The 18205-nt window shown below is 66.9% G+C and carries 16 protein-coding genes; 10 read left to right on the top strand and 6 right to left on the bottom strand.

The features are described from left to right. Positions 1-47: 47 nt before the first annotated feature. From ACMVY4_RS07610 to ACMVY4_RS07600, 3 genes are read right to left on the bottom strand one after another with little or no spacing between them, the layout of a single operon-like run. A complete protein-coding gene (locus tag ACMVY4_RS07610) occupies positions 48-1439 on the bottom strand; it encodes a pyridoxal-phosphate dependent enzyme (RefSeq protein ID WP_416899566.1) in 1392 nt (463 codons plus the stop codon). 55 nt (positions 1440-1494) lie between these two features. Then, on the bottom strand, positions 1495-2466 hold the full coding sequence (locus ACMVY4_RS07605) for a threonine ammonia-lyase (RefSeq protein ID WP_416899565.1): 972 nt from the start codon (positions 2464-2466) through the stop codon (positions 1495-1497). Position 2467: 1 nt separating this feature from the next. Beyond that, positions 2468-3157 (bottom strand): haloacid dehalogenase type II, encoded by a 690-nt coding sequence (locus ACMVY4_RS07600; protein ID WP_416899564.1) that lies wholly within the window; start codon positions 3155-3157, stop codon positions 2468-2470. Positions 3158-3192: 35 nt separating this feature from the next. Here ACMVY4_RS07600 and ACMVY4_RS07595 point away from each other — a divergent pair, with 35 nt between their 5' ends. Both ACMVY4_RS07595 and ACMVY4_RS07590 read left to right on the top strand, forming a co-directional pair. Then, positions 3193-4362, top strand: coding sequence for an amino acid ABC transporter substrate-binding protein (locus ACMVY4_RS07595; protein ID WP_416899563.1), 1170 nt, complete (start codon positions 3193-3195; stop codon positions 4360-4362). A gap of 24 nt (positions 4363-4386) precedes the next feature. After that, a complete protein-coding gene (locus tag ACMVY4_RS07590; RefSeq protein WP_416899562.1) occupies positions 4387-6318 on the top strand; it encodes an ATP-binding protein in 1932 nt (643 codons plus the stop codon). A gap of 19 nt (positions 6319-6337) precedes the next feature. Here ACMVY4_RS07590 and ACMVY4_RS07585 read toward each other — a convergent pair whose 3' ends face one another. Together ACMVY4_RS07585 and ACMVY4_RS07580 are read right to left on the bottom strand one after the other, a co-directional pair. Continuing rightward, complete coding sequence (locus ACMVY4_RS07585) at positions 6338-6994, bottom strand: lytic transglycosylase domain-containing protein (protein WP_416899561.1); 657 nt, start codon at positions 6992-6994, stop codon at positions 6338-6340. After that, entirely contained in the window at positions 6912-8402 is a 1491-nt protein-coding gene (locus tag ACMVY4_RS07580; protein WP_416899560.1) for a hypothetical protein, read from the bottom strand. The genes ACMVY4_RS07585 and ACMVY4_RS07580 overlap by 83 nt, the downstream gene beginning before the upstream one ends. A 169-nt stretch (positions 8403-8571) precedes the next feature. Here ACMVY4_RS07580 and dapA point away from each other — a divergent pair, with 169 nt between their 5' ends. Next, complete coding sequence (gene dapA / locus ACMVY4_RS07575) at positions 8572-9444, top strand: 4-hydroxy-tetrahydrodipicolinate synthase (RefSeq protein ID WP_416899559.1); 873 nt, start codon at positions 8572-8574, stop codon at positions 9442-9444. A gap of 124 nt (positions 9445-9568) precedes the next feature. Then, on the top strand, positions 9569-10021 hold the full coding sequence (gene smpB / locus ACMVY4_RS07570; RefSeq protein WP_416899558.1) for an SsrA-binding protein SmpB: 453 nt from the start codon (positions 9569-9571) through the stop codon (positions 10019-10021). Between the two features lie 176 nt (positions 10022-10197). On the opposite strand, the gene ACMVY4_RS07565 is transcribed toward smpB, so the two are convergent. Beyond that, entirely contained in the window at positions 10198-11286 is a 1089-nt protein-coding gene (locus ACMVY4_RS07565) for a PA0069 family radical SAM protein (RefSeq protein ID WP_416899557.1), read from the bottom strand. A gap of 144 nt (positions 11287-11430) precedes the next feature. On the opposite strand from ACMVY4_RS07565, the gene ggt reads away from it, so the two are divergent. From ggt to ACMVY4_RS07535, 6 genes are all read left to right on the top strand, one after another. Continuing rightward, positions 11431-13107 (top strand): gamma-glutamyltransferase, encoded by a 1677-nt coding sequence (ggt, locus tag ACMVY4_RS07560; protein WP_416899556.1) that lies wholly within the window; start codon positions 11431-11433, stop codon positions 13105-13107. A 14-nt stretch (positions 13108-13121) separates the two neighbouring features. Beyond that, positions 13122-13649 carry a hypothetical protein gene (locus ACMVY4_RS07555; protein ID WP_416899555.1) on the top strand — a complete coding sequence of 176 codons (528 nt, stop codon included), beginning with the start codon at positions 13122-13124 and terminating at the stop codon, positions 13647-13649. 66 nt (positions 13650-13715) lie between these two features. After that, the gene (locus ACMVY4_RS07550) at positions 13716-14846 is read left to right on the top strand and encodes an acyl-CoA dehydrogenase family protein (RefSeq protein WP_416899554.1); all 1131 of its coding nucleotides are present in this window, start codon (positions 13716-13718) and stop codon (positions 14844-14846) included. A 13-nt stretch (positions 14847-14859) separates the two neighbouring features. After that, entirely contained in the window at positions 14860-16122 is a 1263-nt protein-coding gene (locus ACMVY4_RS07545; protein ID WP_416899553.1) for an acyl-CoA dehydrogenase family protein, read from the top strand. Positions 16123-16290: 168 nt separating this feature from the next. Next, positions 16291-17250: an alpha/beta hydrolase gene (locus ACMVY4_RS07540; protein ID WP_416899552.1), complete on the top strand. Its 960-nt coding sequence runs from the start codon at positions 16291-16293 to the stop codon at positions 17248-17250. A gap of 41 nt (positions 17251-17291) precedes the next feature. Then, positions 17292-18176 carry an alpha/beta hydrolase gene (locus ACMVY4_RS07535; protein WP_416899551.1) on the top strand — a complete coding sequence of 295 codons (885 nt, stop codon included), beginning with the start codon at positions 17292-17294 and terminating at the stop codon, positions 18174-18176. Positions 18177-18205: the final 29 nt, after the last annotated feature.

Here is an 18205-nt window from a genome sequence, read left to right as displayed (position 1 = left end):
TGGCGATGATCTAGCGCGCGGCGGGCCGGGGTCGATTCACACTCGCGCTATTCGCTGACCGCACCCGCCATGGACTGGCGCAGGTGGTTGATCAGGTCGACCTTTGTGATCAGACCGTAGAAGGTCTCGTCGTCGGCGACGATGGCGACCTTGTCGGCACGCAGGATCGGCATCAGTTCGCTCTCCCCTGACGACGGGTGGATGGTCTCCAGCCGCGTGACCATGAAATTCGAGACCGGCTGCGCGAAGGCCTCGGCCTGCGGCTTGCCCTGGACCGCCAGCAGCAGGTCGCTCTCGTCGACGATGCCGACGATACGGTTGCCGTCCATCACCGGCATCTGCGAGACATCGAACATGCGCAGACGCGAATAGGTGGTCAGCAGCGTGTCGTCCGGGTTGACCGAGACCACGTCGCCCTCGTCGGCGCGGCGGATGATCATGTCGCGCAAATCCCCGTGACGGCGGCGGCGGACCAACCCCTGATCGACCAGCCAGGCCCGGTTGTAGGCCTTGGAAAGGTACTTGTTGCCGGTGTCGCAGACCAGGGTGACGACCCGCTTCGCCTCCGTCTGTTCGCGGCAGTATTTCAGCGCGGCAGCCAGCAGCGTCCCCGTCGACGAGCCCCCGAGGATGCCCTCCTTCGACAGCAGTTCCTGAACCGCGGCGAAGGCTTCGGCGTCGGTGACATAGATGCCGCGGGCGATCACCGAGAGATCGCAATTGGGCGGGATGAAATCCTCGCCGATGCCCTCGACCAGCCAGGAGCCGACATCCTCCGGCACCACGCCGGTATTGGCTGCCTCGGCGACGACCGAGCCCTCGGGATCGGCGACGATCATCTGCGTCTTCGGCGAGTTGTCCCGCATGAAGCGCCCGATGCCCGTGATGGTCCCGCCCGACCCGACGCCACAGAAGACGGCATCCACGTCGCCATCCATCTGCTCGAGGATCTCCGGCCCCGTGCCTTCGTAGTGCGCCTTCGGATTGGCGGGGTTGGAAAACTGGTCCACCCAGAACGCGCCGGGGATCTCCCGCTGCAGCCGCTCGGCGATGTCCTGATAGTATTCTGGATGGCCCTTGCCAACGTCCGAGCGTGTCAACCGCACCTCGACGCCCAGCGCCTTCAGATGCTGGATCTTGTCCAGGCTCATCTTGTCGGGAATGACGAGGATCAGCCGGTAGCCCTTCAGCGCCGCCACCAGCGCCAGCCCCAGCCCCGTGTTGCCGGCCGTCGCCTCGATCAGCGTGCCGCCGGGTTTCAGGCGCCCGTCGCGTTCCGCCGCCTCGATCATGGACAGTCCGATCCGGTCCTTCACGGACCCACCCGGATTCTGGCTCTCCAGCTTGGCGAACAGGCGGCAAGGCCCGGTGTCGAGATTGGTCAGTTCGACCATCGGCGTATTGCCGATCAGGTCGAGCACCGAAGAATTTGTGGTCATGGCAGGCTCCCCGATTGGTAGAAGCCTATCGCGGCGACCGGCGCCGGTCACGCCTTCAGAGGTCGAGCGCCTGACGAAAGACCTCCGGATCGACATTGCCGCCGGACACGATCGCGACCGCCGTCCTGCCGGCGATATCGATGCGGCCCGCCAGAATGGCGGCGAGCGCCGTCACACCGCCCGGTTCGGCCACCAGCTTCAGCTCCAGAAACGCCGTCCGCATGGCCTCCAGCGCTTCCCGGTCGCTGACGACGAGGCCGCGAGACAGATGATGCCGTCCGATCTCGAAGGTGATCTCCCCCGGGGTCGGGGTCAGGATGGCGTCGCAGATGCTGCGCGCCTCCGGGTCCGCCGTCCGCCGTTCGCCGGCCTCCAGCGACCGCCGCCAGTCGTCGAATCCTTCCGGTTCCGCCGGGTGGATATCGATGTCGTCGAACGCTGCCTTTAGTGCGATCGAAACGCCGCTGATCAGGCCGCCGCCGCCGGCCGGGCAGACGACGACATCGGGCTCGGCGGCGAGTTCGGCTGTCTGCTCCTCGATTTCGAGCCCGACCGTGCCCTGACCGGCGATCACGCTGACCTGGTCGTAGGGCTTCACCAGCGTCAGCCCCTGTTCCGCCACCAGCCGTTCGCCAATGGCCTCGCGGCTCTCGCCGAAGCGGTCGTAGAGCACGACGTCGGCGCCGTACTCGGCCGTGTTCCGCTTCTTCAGCGCCGGCGCGTCCGAGGGCATGATGATCGTCGCCGGCACGCCGTACATCTTCGCCGCCAGCGCCACGCCCTGCGCGTGATTGCCCGACGAGTAGGCGAGGATGCCCCTGGCCCGGATGTCAGGGTCCATGCCGGTCAGAGTGTTGTAAGCGCCCCGGAACTTGAAGGACCCGGTCTTCTGCAGGCATTCCGCCTTCACCAGAAGCCGTCCGCCCAGCCGTTCGTTCAGACGCGGACTCTCCAGCAGCGGGGTCAGCGCGGCCTGACCGTCCAGCGCCGCCGACGCCTTCCAGATATCGTCGATGGTGACCTGCATCTCAGCCGGCCCCGACCAGTGGCGGCAGGGCGGAGAGGTCCTTGATCTGCCGGTCGGGTGGCTGCGGGATGCGCTCCTCCGTCTGGCCGAACCGGTTCACCCAGATGACGTTGAATCCGTAGTCCTTTGCCGCAAAGGCGTCCCACCCGTTGGAGGACTGGAAGCTCATGGCGGACGCATCGAGACCCAGACCGTCGACAGCCAGCCTGTAGACGCTCGGATGCGGCTTGAAGACGCCGACGCTCTCGACCGAATAGACGGCGTCCAGAAGATCTCCGATCCCGGCATTGCCGACGGCGGCGGACAGCATGTCGGGCGAACCGTTCGAGAGGATCGCGGTCTTCAGGCCGGCATCCTTCAGCACCGTCAGCGTCTCCTTCACTTCCGGGTAGGCATCGAGCTGGAAATAGAGGTCCAGCAGTTCCCGGCGCAGCGCATCGTCATCGATCTTCAGCGTCGCCAGCGCAAAGTCCAGCGCGTCCTGCGTCACCTGCCAGAACCCGGCATGCCGGTTCATCAGGGACCGCAACCATGTGTATTGAAGCTGTTTGGCGCGCCACAGTTCGGCGAGCGGTTGCCAGTTGTCGCCAAGTCGGTCCTGGCATCGGGCCGCCGCCGCATTGACGTCGAAGAGAGTTCCGTAGGCGTCAAAGACACACCCCCTTACCCCCTCGATCGCTTCGTCCCGCATGGCATTCGCGCTCCCTGTCCCAGACCCGCCCCAACATGCCGCGTCGCCTGCGGTTTTCAAGCGGCGGTCAGGTTCCGTTAACCATTCTTAAACGTCAATTGCCGCAGGATTGCAGCGCATTCGAACCTGTTCAGGGAGCTGCCGAGATGCGCCTGCGGCCCCGATCCGCCCGGACGGGCGGACCGATTCTCCTGTCCATTGCACTATTGCTCGTTCTGATTGTGCTGCCCGCGAATACACCCCGCGCCGGGGAGGTCCTGCAACGGGTGATCGACGACGGCATCATGCGCTGCGGTGTCACCCGCAGCGGCCCGGGCCTGTCGGAGATCGGCGCGGACGGTCACTGGAACGGGCTGTTCGTCGACTTCTGCCGTGTCGTCGCGGCCGCCGTTCTGAACGATCCGGACGCCATCGAATTCGTCGAGGTCAACGACATCATCCGCTTCGACGCCCTGAACGAGGACGGCTTCGACGTGCTGATGGCGAATACGACCTGGACCATCACGCGCAACTCGGCGCTCGGCATCGCCTTCACCGGAACGATCTATTACGACGGACAGAGCTTCCTCGCGCACAAATCGCTCGGCGCGATGTCGCTCGCGGAAATCGAGAAGGCCCGGGTCTGTGTCAGCGGGGGCACGACGACCGTGAAGAACGTCGAGGAGATGGCAGCGGTCAAGTATCCCGGACTGGAGATCCTGGCGTTCCAGTCCATCGACGGCACCTACGAAGCCTTCTTCGCGCGCGAATGCGAAATCATCACATACGACCGGTTGGCGCTTATTGCTCAGTTGAGGAACCGCACCGCCAATCCGGAGAATTTCGTGCTGTTCCCCGAGATCGTCTCCAAGGAACCCCTCGGTCCGGCAGTTCGCAAGGGCGACCAGGCCTGGTTCGACGTGGTGCGCTGGGCGGTGCTAGCGACATTTGCTGCCGAAGAGATGGGGGTAACGTCAAGGAACATCGACGACGTCCTGGCCTCGACCGACCGACCCGAGATCCGGCGCCTCTTCGGCCTGGAGGGCAAAATCGGCGAAGGCCTCGGCATGCCTGGCGATTGGGCCGCAAACATCGTCCGCCAGGTCGGGAACTACGGCGAAATCTTCGACAGGAACGTCGGCGCCGGCTCGCCGCTCAAGCTGGATCGTGGGCTCAACGCCCTCTGGACGGACGGGGGCCTGCACTACGCCCCGCCGATCCGCTAGACTGCCGCGGGGACTGGAGGCCGGATGGCACTTAAGTCTGTATCGTCGAAGCTGATCACGGCGCTCGCCGTCATCACGCTGGTGGTGACCGGCGCGATTGTGCTTGCGCTGTTCACCTTCGACCGCATGCAGACCGACTACAACGCCGTCGCCCGTGAATCGCTGCCTCGTCTGGCCGCCATTTCCCGCCTGGGCAGCGTCACAAGCGCCATTGCGTCCACGGCGCCGTCGCTGGCGCAGACCAAGTCCGAATTCGCCCGCCGCGCCATTTCGGGCCGGCTGTCCGACCGGCTCGCCGTCCTCGACCGGGCGCTGCAACAACTTCGCGAGCAGCACGTTGTGGCTGGCGAGAAGGACTGGGAACTCATCCAGGCCGTCCAGAGCCGGCGGCACGAACTGGTCTGGAATCTCAACGCGCTCAACGATGCGGTGCGGGAGCGGATCGGGATCGGGCAGTCCTTTGAGCGGCTGATCCGGGACGTGGTCCGCATCGACAATGACCTGCAGTCGCTGGAAAAGGACGGCACCGAAATACCCGGCGGCGTCCCCTATGGCTGGATGATCGAGGCCGACTGGTCGCTGACTTCGATCCTGGCGCTTCCCGTGGCACGGTCCGGCCCGCGCATCGACAGTCTCTACGAAGACTTCAATCGCCACGTGGCCCGCGCGGTCGAGCGCTACCACAGCCGGGCGGCGCTGCAGGAGATGCATCCCAGGCTGGAACAGATGCATCTGAAGTTCGAACAGATCACGGAAGAGGCCACCGTCGCCTTCGACATGCAACGCCGGATGCTGGCGCTGGACCGCAGGCAGCGCGGTCTGCTTGCCGACAATGCGCGACTGTCGAGCCGGCTGGACAGCGCGGTCGGGGAACTGTTCTTCCACGCCCAGCAGGAGGCGGAACGCCGCAACGCCGCGATCGCGCAACTGGAGCAGCAGAGCACGGCCATCCTGCTGACCGCACTCGTCATCGGTTTCCTGCTGATCGCCGGCCTGTTCGTCTATCTCAGGGGCAATGTGCTGCACCGCCTCTCGATGCTGAAAAGCGCGATGTTCGACTTCGTCGAGGGCAACCGCCGCACCGCCAGGATCAGCGGCGACGACGAGATCGCGGACATGGGCGAGGCCTTCGAATTCATGGTCGGTGCGATCTCGGAACGCGAGCAGCGCCTGACAGAGGCCCGCAACCGCGCCCTGAACCTGGCCGAGGAAGCCGAAGCGGCCAACCGCTCAAAGTCGATGTTCCTGGCCAACATGAGCCACGAGCTCAGGACTCCGCTCAACGCCATCATCGGTTTCGCCGAGATGATTCACATGGTCCGCTCGACACCAGAGCGGAACGAGGAATATGCGCGCTACATCGGCGAGAGCGGCAAGCACCTGCTCGCGGTCATCAACGACGTTCTCGACTTCTCGAAGATCGAGGCCGGCAAGCGCCAGCTGGATCTGGAGCGCGTCGATCTGGAATCGATCGTCCGCGCCGTGGTGCCGATGGTCGAGTTCCAGCTGTCGGAGAAGAAACTGGACCTCGGGATCGACTTCGAGGAACCGGTCTTCATGCGCGCCGACGCCCAAGCGCTGAAGCAGGTCCTGCTCAACCTGCTCTCCAACGCGGTGAAGTTCTCGCATCCGGGCGGGCCGATCCACGTGACCGGCAGGCAGGCCGACGACGGTCGGTATCTGCTGACCGTCGCCGACAAGGGCGTCGGCATTTCCGAGGACGAACTGTCCCAGATCATGCAGCCCTTCCACCAGGACCGGAACGAATATCAGGCCGACGGCGGCGGCACCGGTCTCGGACTCAGCATCGCTGAAAACCTGATGCGGCTACATGGCGGAACCATCGAGATCGAGAGCCGCCGTGGCGAGGGCACGACGGCGCGGCTCAATTTCCCCGCCGACATGTTGCTCGAAATCGGCAGCGGGCCGGCTCCGATGCAGGCCGCGAACGGCTGAACCCCGGCCCGGTCGCGCGTCAGCAGGGCCTGCCGCTTCTGCCGCCGCACAGATAGGTGCCCTTCAGGCCGATGTCGCGTGCGATCAGCAAGGGCCCATCGTCAGCCCCGTCCAGACGAATCCGGTAAACCTGTAGCCCCTCCAGCACGCGCTGGACGTAGTTGCGGGTTTCCGAGAACGGGATGAGTTCGATCCAGTCGATCGGGTCGACCGACCCGTTGCGGGGTTCGCCATTGGCAGCGACCCACTGCGAAATCCGCCCGGGCCCGGCGTTGTAGGCGGCAGCGGCCATCGGCAGATACCCGTCGAAGTCGGCGATCTGACGCGCCAGATAGGCGCCGCCCAGGCGCGTGTTGTAGGCCGGATCGCGGGTCAGACGGCCCAGCGAATAGGCAACGTTCTCGCTGGCGGCGACGCTTTCCGCCGTGGCCGGCATCAGTTGCATCAGACCCCGCGCGCCGGCGCGGCTGATCGCATACTGGTTGAAGGCGCTTTCCTGGCGGGTGATCGCGTGGGCCATCGCTGAGGCGACCCGCCCCTGGCCGTCGGCGGCCCGGACCACGGGATAGGCGGTCCCGATCGCCTGATAGCCGTCACGCAGCGCCAGCTTGCCGACGATGAGGCTCTGGTTGGCATCGTCCAGCTGCCCGGCCAGACCGGCCGCGAAGGCATGCATGCCAGGATCCTCGAAGCCATTGATCATGTGGGCGAGGAACACGCGGGAGATGTAGCGCTGACCGGTCTCGGTCAGAAGCCGGATCACCGCAGGCAGCTTCGAATTCATCGAACACCTTCTGCTGGGCCGCAGGCGCGGTCCCGGCCGAGGGCAGCCGCAGCCGGTCCTGTCCCAGTTCATGCAGGGCAAGTTGACCGTAGAAGGTGGTGGCGTGCTCGGCCGCCCGCTCGAACCAGGCTTTCGCCTCCTCGGCATTGCCCTGTGCGGCCAGGGCGCGGCCGCTCCAGTAGGCGCCCCGCGAGAGGCTGATCGGGTACCCGACCCCGTCATGGAGCGTCTGGAAATGTCCCAGCGCGGCCACGGGATCGCCAAGGAAACGTAGGGCCAGCCAGCCGGCTTCGAACTCCGCCTGTGCGAATGCCGCCCCCGAGGCGACACCATGGTCGCGCGCAATCCGGTAGGCGGTCCGGTGATCGCCATCCGCGATCAGGTTCCGGACCTGGATCCGGCGCTCGATCCAGAGGCTCTCGTTTTCGCCGGCCAGCGCGCCGTGCTGCAGCAGCAGCGCCTGGGCCTCGCCATCGCGGCCACCGCGGCGGTGCCACCGCACCCGCTCGTAGACCACCCCTGGATCCGCCCGCATCCGGTCGGTCAACGCCCGGTAGGCCCGGTCGGCGCCGCCCTCGTTGAAATGCAGCTGCAGCCGCGCATCCGCCAGCAGCCAGGCGTCCGGACCGACGAAGGGTTTCATGCGCCGCGCCGCGGACCGCTGGCCGTCCCAGACCAGCCGGTCGAGCCGGCGCCAGTGATCGGCGGGCGCCAGCACCCGCGACAGTTCGGATGCGGCCTTCTTCTCGAATTCGTCGCCAAGCCTCTCTTCGCGCCAGGCCGTCCGGACATGCTCCTTGAGGTCGTCCCATCGGCCCTGCTGCTTCAGCAGCATGGCATAGTGGATCATGCCGTCGCCGGTCCGGGGCGGGTTCCGGCCGAACCAGACGAGCGCTTCGGCGTCGCCCAGAAGCTCGATCACGCCGGCCTCGCGGCGGTCCAGCAGCCGGCCCTGCTGCGGAAAGTCCGGGTGTTGCGCCAGGAAACGATCGAAGACCGCCGGCGCTTCGATCACATCCCCGGACCGCAGCCTGAGCCACTGCAGAACCGGGACAAGGCGCTTGTCGGTGGCGGTTTCGGCGGTCGCCAGTGCGGAGTCGTAATTATCCGCCTCGGCCAGGCTGAAGGCCTGCTCGTAGATGGCGAAATCGGTCGCGGACAGGATCCGGTTCTCCGGCGCGGTCATGCGTGCCGGATTCGGGTGAGGCGGTTGCGGCGTGGCGATCGCCGGTGCTGCGGCAGCGCTCATGATCATCAAGGTGACCAGCGCGGCGGTCCGGCCGTGTCGGGGGAACTTCAATCGTACCTCCTCTTCCTGTCCACAGACGTGGTTGGGCACGGGGTCGATCCAACTGTCCAATTCGTCGCGCGACGTCTGAAGTCGCGGCTTGCCGCGCTGGGCGGGTGGTCTGTATAAGCGGGCGTCCGCTTTGCCGGACGATCATACCCCATCCAACGGAGGAAGGCAGATGGATATCAAGGGATCGAATCCCGCCCTGATCACGCCGTTCCAGAACGGCTCCGTGGATGAGGACGGTTTCAAGAAATTCGTCGAATGGCAAATCACCGAAGGCAGCCACGGTCTGGTGCCCTGCGGCACCACCGGTGAATCGCCGACCATGAGTTCATGCCGAGCACCGGCGCGTCGTCGCCCTGTGCATCGAGGTGTCGGCCGGGTGCCGGTGATCGCGGGCACCGGGTCCAACAATACCGCCGAGGCGCTGGACCTGACCCAGCACGCCAAGGATGCCGGCGCGGATGCCTGCCTGATCGTGACGCCCTACTACAACAAGCCCAACCAGGAAGGGTTGTACCGTCACTTCGAGGCGCTGAACGAGGTCGGACTGCCGATCTTCATCTACAACATCCCGCCGCGCTCGGTGATCGACATGACGCCGGAGACGATGGGCCGGCTCTCCAAGCTGAAGAACGTCGTCGGCGTGAAGGATGCGACCGCGAAGCTGGAGCGTGTCTCCATGCAGCGCATGACCTGCGGCAAGGATTTCATTCAGCTGTCGGGCGAGGACGGCACGGCGCTGGCGCACATGGCGCATGGCGGCCGCGGCTGCATCTCGGTGACGGCCAATGTCGCGCCGAAGCTCTGCTCGGAGTTCCAGGAAGCCTGCCTGGCCGGCGATTTCGGCAAGGCGCTGGAGATCCAGGACCGGCTGATGCCGCTTCATGTTGCGCTGTTCGTGGAGCCGAGCCCGGGACCGGTGAAGTACGCCGCCTCCAAGGTCCTTGGACTGAACCCGGATACCCGCCTGCCGCTGGCGCCGGTGACGGACGAGACCAGGGCGCAGGTGGACGACGCGCTGCGCCATGCCGGGCTGCTGAACTAGAGCTGCATCGCTTCGGACCGGACGCCGGGCTTGAACCGGCGTCCGGCTCTGAACATCTGCAGACTGGACGGAACCGCCGCCGCACCCGAAGGCGCGCGGACGCATGACCTGAAAGAGCCGTATCGTGGGCAAGACCATCGCCGAGAACCGCAAGGCCCGGCACAACTACTTCATCGAGGAGACGCTGGAAGGCGGCCTGGTGCTCACCGGGACCGAAGTGAAGAGCCTGCGCAACGGCCGCGCCAATATCGCGGAGTCCTACGCTTCGCCCGAAGGCGACGAGTTGTGGCTGATCAATTCCCACATCGCGGAATACAAGCAGGGCAACCGCAACAATCACGAGCCGACCCGGCGCCGGAAGATCCTGCTGAAGCGGCGCGAGATCGAGCGCCTCGCCGGCGCGCGCAACAAGGAGGGCATGACCCTCGTCCCGCTGAAGCTCTACTTCAACGACCGCGGGCTGGTGAAGCTGCAGATCGGGCTCGCCAAGGGCAAGAAGCAGCACGACAAGCGCGAGACCCAGAAGAATCGCGACTGGCAGCGCCAGAAGGAGCGCCTGCTCCGCGCCAAGGGGTAAGCCGACAAGCCCGTACCCGAAGAGCCCGATCCTGTTCCTGTCACCCCCGATGGCCCCGCGGGCCACTCGGGGGTCCGGTGCGGCTTCGCCGCCGGTCTCATGATAAACCGGATGCCCGCGCAGGGCGGGCATGACCCGTCCGGCTGACCGTCATCGCGGTGCGCTCATGGAGCCCGCTAGAGAAAACTCAACTGATCCCCCGGCGCGGGCGGCACCCGGAAGTGCTTCGTCTCCAGCAGCCGCTTCTCCTCGTTGAGGCCCAGCCGCCGCGCCGCGATGCGGAACCGGCGCGCCATCATCTCGGCATAGGGGCCCTTGCCGGCCATCCGCTGGCCCCAGCGGCTGTCATAGTCCTTTCCGCCCCGCATCTCGCGGATCAGCTTCATGATGCGGCTGGCCCGGTCCGGCGCTTCCGTTTCCAGCCATTCCTGGAACAGGCCCGATATCTCCAGCGGCAGGCGGACGAGGATGTATCCTGCCTCCGAGGCGCCGGCCTCGCGCGCGCGCTCCAGGATCGCCTCCATCTCCGGTTCGTTCAGCGACGGGATCAGCGGCGCGGTCATCACCGCGGTCCGGATACCGGCCTCCGTCAGCTTCCGGATCGCCTCGATCCGGCGTTCCGGCGTCGCCGCGCGCGGCTCCATCGAGCGGGCCAGCCTGCGGTCCAGCGTCGTCACCGACAGGGCGACCTTGGTCAGCCCCTTCTCGGCCATCGGCGCCAGGATATCGATGTCGCGGACAACCAGGTCGGACTTCGTGACGATGCCCACCGGATGGTTGAAACGGGAGAGAACCTCCAGCACCTGCCGCGTTACCTGCCTTCGCCGTTCGATCGGCTGGTAGGGATCGGTGTTGGTGCCGATGGCCAGCGTCCGGCACTCGTAGCTCTTCGCCCGGAGTTCCTTCTCCAGCAGCGCCGCGGCCTCGGGCTTGTAGAGCAGCTTCGTCTCGAAATCGATGCCGGGCGAGAGGCCGAGAAAGGCGTGGGTCGGGCGCGCGAAACAGTAGATGCAGCCGTGCTCGCAGCCGCGATAGGGGTTGATGGAGCGGTCGAAGGAGATGTCCGGCGACTGGTTGCGGGCGATGATTGTGCGGGTCGCGTCAGGCGTTTCGGTCGTCCGCTGACCGGTTGCATCGCCCTGCCACTCCTCCGGTCCGCCCCAGCCGTCATCGACCCAGACCCGCGCCTCACGCTCGAAGCGGCCCGAGGCATTGGAACGCGCTCCACGGCCCCGGCTCTGGCCGGGCGCGGCCCTCGAACTCATGTCGAAGCCTTGGCCTTCGTACAGTATGTTCTTTTTTTGTTCCATGCCGGATTGAACCACCGGGCGGTCAGGCGGTCAAGGCTTGCACGGTGACATCGGCGCGGGCCGCGCTACCCTCGGACAGGCCACCGACGGAGTGAGACCATGCGCGCCATACTGACCGCCCTTTGCCTGCTGTTCGCGCTGCCTGCGGCTGCAGAGATCCGGCCACCGATCGTAGCGGCGGCCCATCCGCTGGCCGCCGAGGCCGGAATGAACATCCTGAAACGGGGCGGATCGGCGGTGGATGCGGCGATTGCGGTTCAGGCCGTGCTCACGCTGGTCGAGCCCCAGTCGTCGGGGATCGGCGGCGGCGCCTTCATGCTGCACTGGCGCGCCTCCGACGGCCAGTTGGACGCCTATGACGGACGGGAGACCGCCCCCGCCGCCGCGACCCCACAGCTCTTCCTGCGCGAGGACGGCACCCCGCTGGGGTTCTTCGAGGCCGTCGTCGGCGGTCGCGCGGTCGGTGCGCCGGGTGTCCTGAGCATGCTGGAACTGGCGCACAGGGATCATGGCAAGCTGGACTGGAAGGCGCTGTTCCAGGACGCGTACCGGCTGTCGGCGGAGGGCTTCGAAGTGACGCCGAGGCTCCACTACCTGCTCACCCGCGACACGTATCTGCAGCTCTCGCCGACCGCCCGGCCCTATTTCTATGGCGATGAGGGCAGGCCCTGGCCGGTCGGGCATCTGCTGAAGAACCCGGAACTCGCCGAGACCTTCGCCGCCATCGCCACCGACGGCGCCGCCGCCCTGAAGACGGGACCCATCGCCGAAGCCATCGTCGAGGCGGTCCGGAACCATGAAGGCAATCCCGGCCTGCTGACGCTTGACGATCTGGCGGGCTACGAGGCGAAGCGGCGCGAACCGGTCTGCATCGACTACCGCGCGAACAGGGTGTGCGGCATGCCGCCCCCGACATCCGGCGGCGTCACGGTGGCGCAGATCCTGGGCATGCTCCGTCATCTGCCCGTCGGCCCGGCAGGACCCGGCACGGCCAAGGCCGTGCATCTGATCTCGGAAGCCGAGAAGCGGGCCTACGCCGACCGTGGTCTTTACCTGGCCGACAGCGATTTCGTGGACGTGCCGGTCCGGCAACTGCTCGACGCGGACTATCTGAAGGACCGCGCCGCCGGCATCGATCCGGCCCGCACGTCGGGCGACGCCGAACCCGGCGCGATCCGGAAGAAGGCCGAATTCGATCCCGGTGCAGACCTCGCTCAGCCCGCGACGACGCATTTCTCGATTGTCGATGCGGACGGCAACGCCGTTTCCATGACCTCGTCCGTCGAGAACGCCTTCGGCTCGCGGCTGTTCGTGAAGGGCTTCATTCTGAACAACCAGCTGACCGACTTCTCCTTCAGCCCCACCGGTGAGGACGGCACGGCGATTGCCAACCGGGTCGAGCCCGGCAAGCGGCCCCGCAGCTCCATGTCGCCGACCATCGTGCTGGATGACGGTGGCGGCTTCCGGCTCGCCATCGGCTCCCCCGGCGGCAGCCGCATCATCGGCTATGTGGCGAAGACGCTGGTCGGTGTGCTGGACTGGAACCTGTCCGTGCAGGCGGCCATCGACCTGCCGCATCACACCGACCGGAACGGCCCGGTCGATCTGGAGGACGGCACCGCCATCACCGGCCTTCAGTCCGCGCTCGAGGCCATGGGCCACGAGGTGAAGCCGAGGACGCTGAACAGCGGCCTGCATGGCATCGAATTCGTGAACGGTACATGGCGCGGCGGTGCGGACCCCCGCCGCGAGGGTGTGGTACTGTCGGCGGACTGAGGCTGGAGGATCCCATGCAGGCCGGACGAAAGACCCTGAAGATCCTGCACTCGATCGCGTCCTGCGGTCTGGTGGGCGGGCTGGCCGTCTACATGATCCTGCTGGTCGTCGCGCCGCAGGACACGCCGGCGGCCTATGCCGATCTCAGGGTCTCCATCGCCGCCATCTCCAACTACGTCCTGCTGCCGTCTCTGGGGCTGGCGCTGGTCACCGGTCTGCTGTCCATGGCGGTCCACAAGCCGTTCATGAACAAGCGCTGGGCCTGGATCAAGGCGGCCGGCGGCATTCTGATGTTCAAGGGCGTGCTGGCCATCGTCGGCTCACTGGCGGACTCGGCAGCCTCGATCTCGGCGGAGATGGCAGCCGGCCAGGACAACGCCGCGCTGCTGGAGACCGTGATCCGCTACGAGTGGCACACGCTCTGGGCGATCATGGCGCTGTCGATCGCGAACATCGTGCTCGGCGTCTGGCGGCCGAAGCTCAAGGGCCGCGAGAAGCAACGCGCGGTATCGGCTACCCGTCCCGCACGCACTGCTGGCTGACATTCCAAGAACGCCGTTTTCGTCTCGCGGCGGCGCAGCCTATGCTGCGCGCCAGGGGAGGACGGCATGAACTACGCATTCACCGAGGAACAGCTCGAGTTCCGGACGGTGCTCCGGCGCTTCTTCGAGGAGCTGTCGCCAGCGACCGAGGTCCGGCGGCTGATGGCGACCGAAGAGGGCTTCGACGAGACCGGCTGGCGGCGGATCAGCCAGGAACTCGGCCTGACCGGCATCGCCATCCCCGAGGAACATGGCGGTCAGGGCTTCGGCTTCGTCGAGCTGGCCATGGTTTTCGAGGAGATGGGCCGGCGGCTGGTCTGCGCCCCCTTCTTCTCCTCCATCGGACTGGCGGCGAATGCGATCCTGAACGCGGGCACCGAGGCACAGAAGAACGCCATGCTGCCGAGGATCGCGAGCGGCGACGCCCGCGCCGCGCTGGCGCTGGCCGAGCCGTCCGGACGCTGGGATACCGGCGGCATCACGGTGACGGCCACCGAGGAAGATGACGGCTACCGCCTCGACGGCGTGAAGAGCTTCGTCGTCGACGGGGCGACGGCGGACCTGCTGATCGTCGCGGCGCGCCGGACCGGCAGCCAGGGCGATGGCGGCCTGTCGCTCTTCACGGTCGACACGAACGCCGAGGGCCTGACCCGCACGCCGCTGAAGGTCATGGACCCGACCCGCAAGCAGGCGATGATCGGCTTCAACAACGTGAAGGGCCAGTTGCTCGGCCGCGAAGGCGCGGCGGCGGAACCGCTGCGGCGGACCCTGCTGCAGGCGGCCACCTGTCTGGCCAGCGAGATGGCCGGGGGCGCGGAGATGCTGCGCGAGTCCGCCCTCGACTACGCCATGATGCGCGTGCAGTTCGGTCGCCAGATCGCGTCGTTCCAGACCATGAAGCACAAGCAGGCCGACATGCTGCACGACGTCGAACTGGCCAAGGCCGCCGCCTATCAGGCCGCGCAGGCCGCCGCGGCCGACAGCCCGGATTTCCCCGCCGTCGCCCATCTGGCCAAGGCCAGCGTCGCCGATGCCTACATGCAGACCGCCATCCACACCATCCAGATTTATGGCGGCATCGGCTTCACCTGGGACAACGACACCCACCTCTGGTTCAAGCGCGCCAAGAGTTCGGAAGTGATGCTGGGCAGCTCCGGATATCACCGCGAACTGATGCTGCAGAACTGGGCGGCCTGAGGGAGGACGGACGATGGAAGACTGGAGCGGCAGGACCGACGCCGAAATCCGCAGCGCCGTCCGCGAATGGCTGGAAGCCAGCTGGGACACCGACCTGACGCTGGTCGAATGGCGGACGAAGCTGACCGAGTCGGGCTGGGGCGTGCCGACCTGGCCGGTGGAATGGTACGGTCGGAACCTCTCGGACCCGCAGGCCTCGATCGTGCAGGCGGAGTTCGACCGCATCGGCGCGGTCGGCGTCGCGCGCACCGGCATCCGCATGCTGGCTGCGGCGACCATCCTGACCCACGGCAATCAGGCCCAGAAAGCCGAATTCCTGAAGCCGATCCTGACCGGCGAGCACACCTGGTGCCAGCTCTTCAGCGAACCGGGCAGCGGCTCCGACCTCGCCGGCGCCATCACCCGCGCCGACCTGAAAGACGGCAAGTGGATCGTCAACGGCCAGAAGGTCTGGACCACCAGCGCCCATCACGCGGACTACGGCCTGCTGCTGGCGCGGACCGACTGGGACGTGCCCAAGCACAACGGCATGAGTTACTTCCTGCTCGACATGCGCCAGCCCGGCGTCTCGGTGCACCAGCTCAAGCAGATGAACGGCCACGCCAGCTTCAACCAGGTTTTCTTCACCGACGCCGAGATCGACCCGGAATACCAGGTCGGGGAACTCGGCGAGGGCTGGAAGATCGCCACCACGACGCTGATGCACGAGCGCCGCAGCGCCGACGGCCTTCGACGCTTCGATACCGGCTCCGACCGGCAGGGCCGCATCTATGACGAGGAGCGCGAGGAAGTCGCGCACATGATGGCGCCCTACACCTGGTATCCGCAGAGGATGGGCCGGGTGGACCTCGTCATCCAGCGGGCGAAGGAGACCGGCCGCTATGACGATCCCGTCGTCCGGCAGGAGATCGCCAAACTGCTGTGTCTGGCCAAGTCGGCGGAATGGACCGCCCGCCGCGCCCGCGCCGCGCAGGAACAGGGCCGCCCGCAGGGCCCGGAAGGCTCGCTGGGCAAGCTGGCAGCCTCCAACGTCGCCCGCGCCGCCAACCACGTGCACACCATGATCTCCGGCGCCGACGCCATGCTGACGGGAGAGGACAGCCCGATGGGCGGCGTGATCGCCGAGATCCTGGTCTCGACGCCGGCCATTTCCATCGCCGGCGGCACCGACGAGATCCAGAAGAACATCATTTCCGAGCGCGTCCTGAAGATGCCGAAGGAACCGCGCAACGATACCGACCGGCCGTTCCGGGAGGTGCCGAGGAACAAGGTCTGAGAGGACAAGGGGCAGGCTGAGCGTATTTGCTTCCCCCCTTGAGGGGGAAGTGGCTGCGAAGCAGTCGATTGGGGGGTATGGCCGAAGGCCAATTCGGCTTCGCCGTTTCACCCCCACCCTGACCCTCCCCCTCAAGGGGGAGGGAAGACAAGATGGGGAGGAGAAACCATGAGCACATATGACAGGCTCGATCCCGAGTTGCAGGAAGGGCTGAAGGTCCTTTTGGACGCCATGCCCGGCGGGCTGAACGCGGTCGCCGAGATCGTGCCGCGGCGGAAGAAGCTGCAGGACACGATGGCGGCGATGACCGCCCATATCGAGCCGAACCCGAACGTCACGATCGAGGACCGGACGATACCCGGCCCCGAGGGCGCACCCGACGTCGCCGTCCGCCTCTACCGCAAGGTTGGCGCGCCGAGCCCGGCGCCCGGCGTGCTCTACATCCATGGCGGCGGCATGATCATGGGCGATCTGTCCATGGGCGAACTGTCGGTGATCCGAATGTGCGACGAGACCGGCGCCACCTTCGTCTCGGTCGACTACCGTCTCGCACCGGAAAACCCGTATCCGGCCGCGGTCGAGGACTGCTACGCCGCGCTGGCGTGGACGGCGGCGAACCGCGGCGATCTCGGCATCCGGCCGGGCGGCCTCGCCATCGTCGGCGGCAGCGCCGGCGGCGGCCTGACCATCGCGACATCGCTGGTCGCGCGCGACCGCGGCGGACCGGCGGTCGGCTTCCAGATGCCCTTCTATCCGATGATCGACGACCGCAACGAGACGCCATCCAGCCACGAGATCACCGATCTCGGCGTCTGGGACCGCGCGGGCAATATCGAGGCCTGGGGCTGGTATCTGGGCGGCAAGCCGGCCGACGGCTACGCCGCTCCGGCGCGCATGGAGAACCTGGCCGGCCTGCCGCCGACCTATCTGGATGTCGGCACGGAGGACCTGTTCCGCGACGAGAACATCGCTTTCGCCGGGCGGCTGGTCTCAGCGGGCGTGCCGACCGAATTCCATCTCTGGCCCGGCGCCTTCCACGCGTCCGAGACCTTCGCGCCCGGCGCCACGCTGAGCCGCCTGATGTGGGTCTGCCGCCTCGCCGCGCTGAAACGCGCGCTGGCCGGCTGACACCGAAACGATGAACCGCGGAACCTGGGGAGGACAACCGCATGAGTGAACTCGACGACCTGCTCGCCTTTCTGGCGAAACAACCGCCCGCGCACACGGTCTCGCTGGCCGAGCGGCGCGATCTCTACGACCGGGCCGAGAAGGCCTTTCCGCTGCCCGACGGGGTGACCGTGGAAGCGTGGCGGGACGGCGACCTGACCGGCGACTGGCTGGAAATCGACGGCAGCACGGGCGGCCGGACAGTGCTCTACCTGCATGGCGGCGGATACGGCATCGGCTCGTCACGCTCCCACCGCCACCTCGCCGCGCTGATCGGCAAGCAGGCAAAGGCAAACGCGCTGGTGCTGGACTACCGGCTGGCGCCCGAACATCCCTACCCGGCTGCGCTGGACGATGCGGTCGCCGCCTACAAGTGGCTTGCGGCAAAGGGCGGGTTGCAGATCGCCGTGGCCGGCGACAGCGCCGGCGGCGGGCTGACGGCCGCCACGCTCTGCCGTATCCGCGACGAAGGTCTTGGTTCGCCGGTGGCTGGCGTCTGCCTGTCGCCCTGGGTCGATCTGCTCTGCGAACCGGGATCCGAAATGGAGAAGGCGGCAGAGACGGACCCGATGGTCGACTTCAAGGATATCCGCGAATACGCGAACGCCTATCTCGGCGGCGCACCGGCAAACGATCCGGGCGCCTCGCCCATCCATGCGCGCATGGCCGGCCTGCCACCCCTGTTGATCCAGGCCAGCAGTGACGAGGCGCTGCGCTTCGATGCCCTGCGGCTGGCGGACAAGGCGAAGGCCGAAGGCGTCGACGTCACGCTGGAGATGGAAGACCGCGTGCCGCATGTCTGGCACTGGTTCTGGCCGCGGCTTGAGATCGCACGCAGGTCGGTCGACGGCATCGCCGCCTGGCTGGAGCCGCGCTGGGGCACCTGACCTGCGCCGCCGGGCAGTTGCAAAGCCAC

Source organism: Minwuia sp. (genome assembly GCF_048007105.1).
Taxonomy (GTDB): Bacteria; Pseudomonadota; Alphaproteobacteria; order Minwuiales; family Minwuiaceae; genus Minwuia.
Note: the sequence above shows the minus strand (reverse complement) of the source record. Positions and strands in the feature narration are given on the sequence as shown.

What these genes read in the sequence shown, in the direction of transcription:
- ACMVY4_RS07610 (WP_416899566.1), bottom strand. Translation starts at nt 1,439, where the DNA reads ATGACCACAAATTCTTCGGTGCTCGACCTGATCGGCAATACGCCGATG.
- ACMVY4_RS07605 (WP_416899565.1), bottom strand. Translation starts at nt 2,466, where the DNA reads ATGCAGGTCACCATCGACGATATCTGGAAGGCGTCGGCGGCGCTGGAC.
- ACMVY4_RS07600 (WP_416899564.1), bottom strand. Translation starts at nt 3,157, where the DNA reads ATGCGGGACGAAGCGATCGAGGGGGTAAGGGGGTGTGTCTTTGACGCC.
- ACMVY4_RS07595 (WP_416899563.1), top strand. Translation starts at nt 3,193, where the DNA reads ATGCCGCGTCGCCTGCGGTTTTCAAGCGGCGGTCAGGTTCCGTTAACC.
- ACMVY4_RS07590 (WP_416899562.1), top strand. Translation starts at nt 4,387, where the DNA reads ATGGCACTTAAGTCTGTATCGTCGAAGCTGATCACGGCGCTCGCCGTC.
- ACMVY4_RS07585 (WP_416899561.1), bottom strand. Translation starts at nt 6,994, where the DNA reads ATGCATGCCTTCGCGGCCGGTCTGGCCGGGCAGCTGGACGATGCCAAC.
- dapA (WP_416899559.1), top strand. Translation starts at nt 8,572, where the DNA reads ATGGATATCAAGGGATCGAATCCCGCCCTGATCACGCCGTTCCAGAAC.
- ACMVY4_RS07565 (WP_416899557.1), bottom strand. Translation starts at nt 11,286, where the DNA reads ATGAGTTCGAGGGCCGCGCCCGGCCAGAGCCGGGGCCGTGGAGCGCGT.
- ggt (WP_416899556.1), top strand. Translation starts at nt 11,431, where the DNA reads ATGCGCGCCATACTGACCGCCCTTTGCCTGCTGTTCGCGCTGCCTGCG.
- ACMVY4_RS07555 (WP_416899555.1), top strand. Translation starts at nt 13,122, where the DNA reads ATGCAGGCCGGACGAAAGACCCTGAAGATCCTGCACTCGATCGCGTCC.
- ACMVY4_RS07550 (WP_416899554.1), top strand. Translation starts at nt 13,716, where the DNA reads ATGAACTACGCATTCACCGAGGAACAGCTCGAGTTCCGGACGGTGCTC.
- ACMVY4_RS07545 (WP_416899553.1), top strand. Translation starts at nt 14,860, where the DNA reads ATGGAAGACTGGAGCGGCAGGACCGACGCCGAAATCCGCAGCGCCGTC.
- ACMVY4_RS07540 (WP_416899552.1), top strand. Translation starts at nt 16,291, where the DNA reads ATGAGCACATATGACAGGCTCGATCCCGAGTTGCAGGAAGGGCTGAAG.
- ACMVY4_RS07535 (WP_416899551.1), top strand. Translation starts at nt 17,292, where the DNA reads ATGAGTGAACTCGACGACCTGCTCGCCTTTCTGGCGAAACAACCGCCC.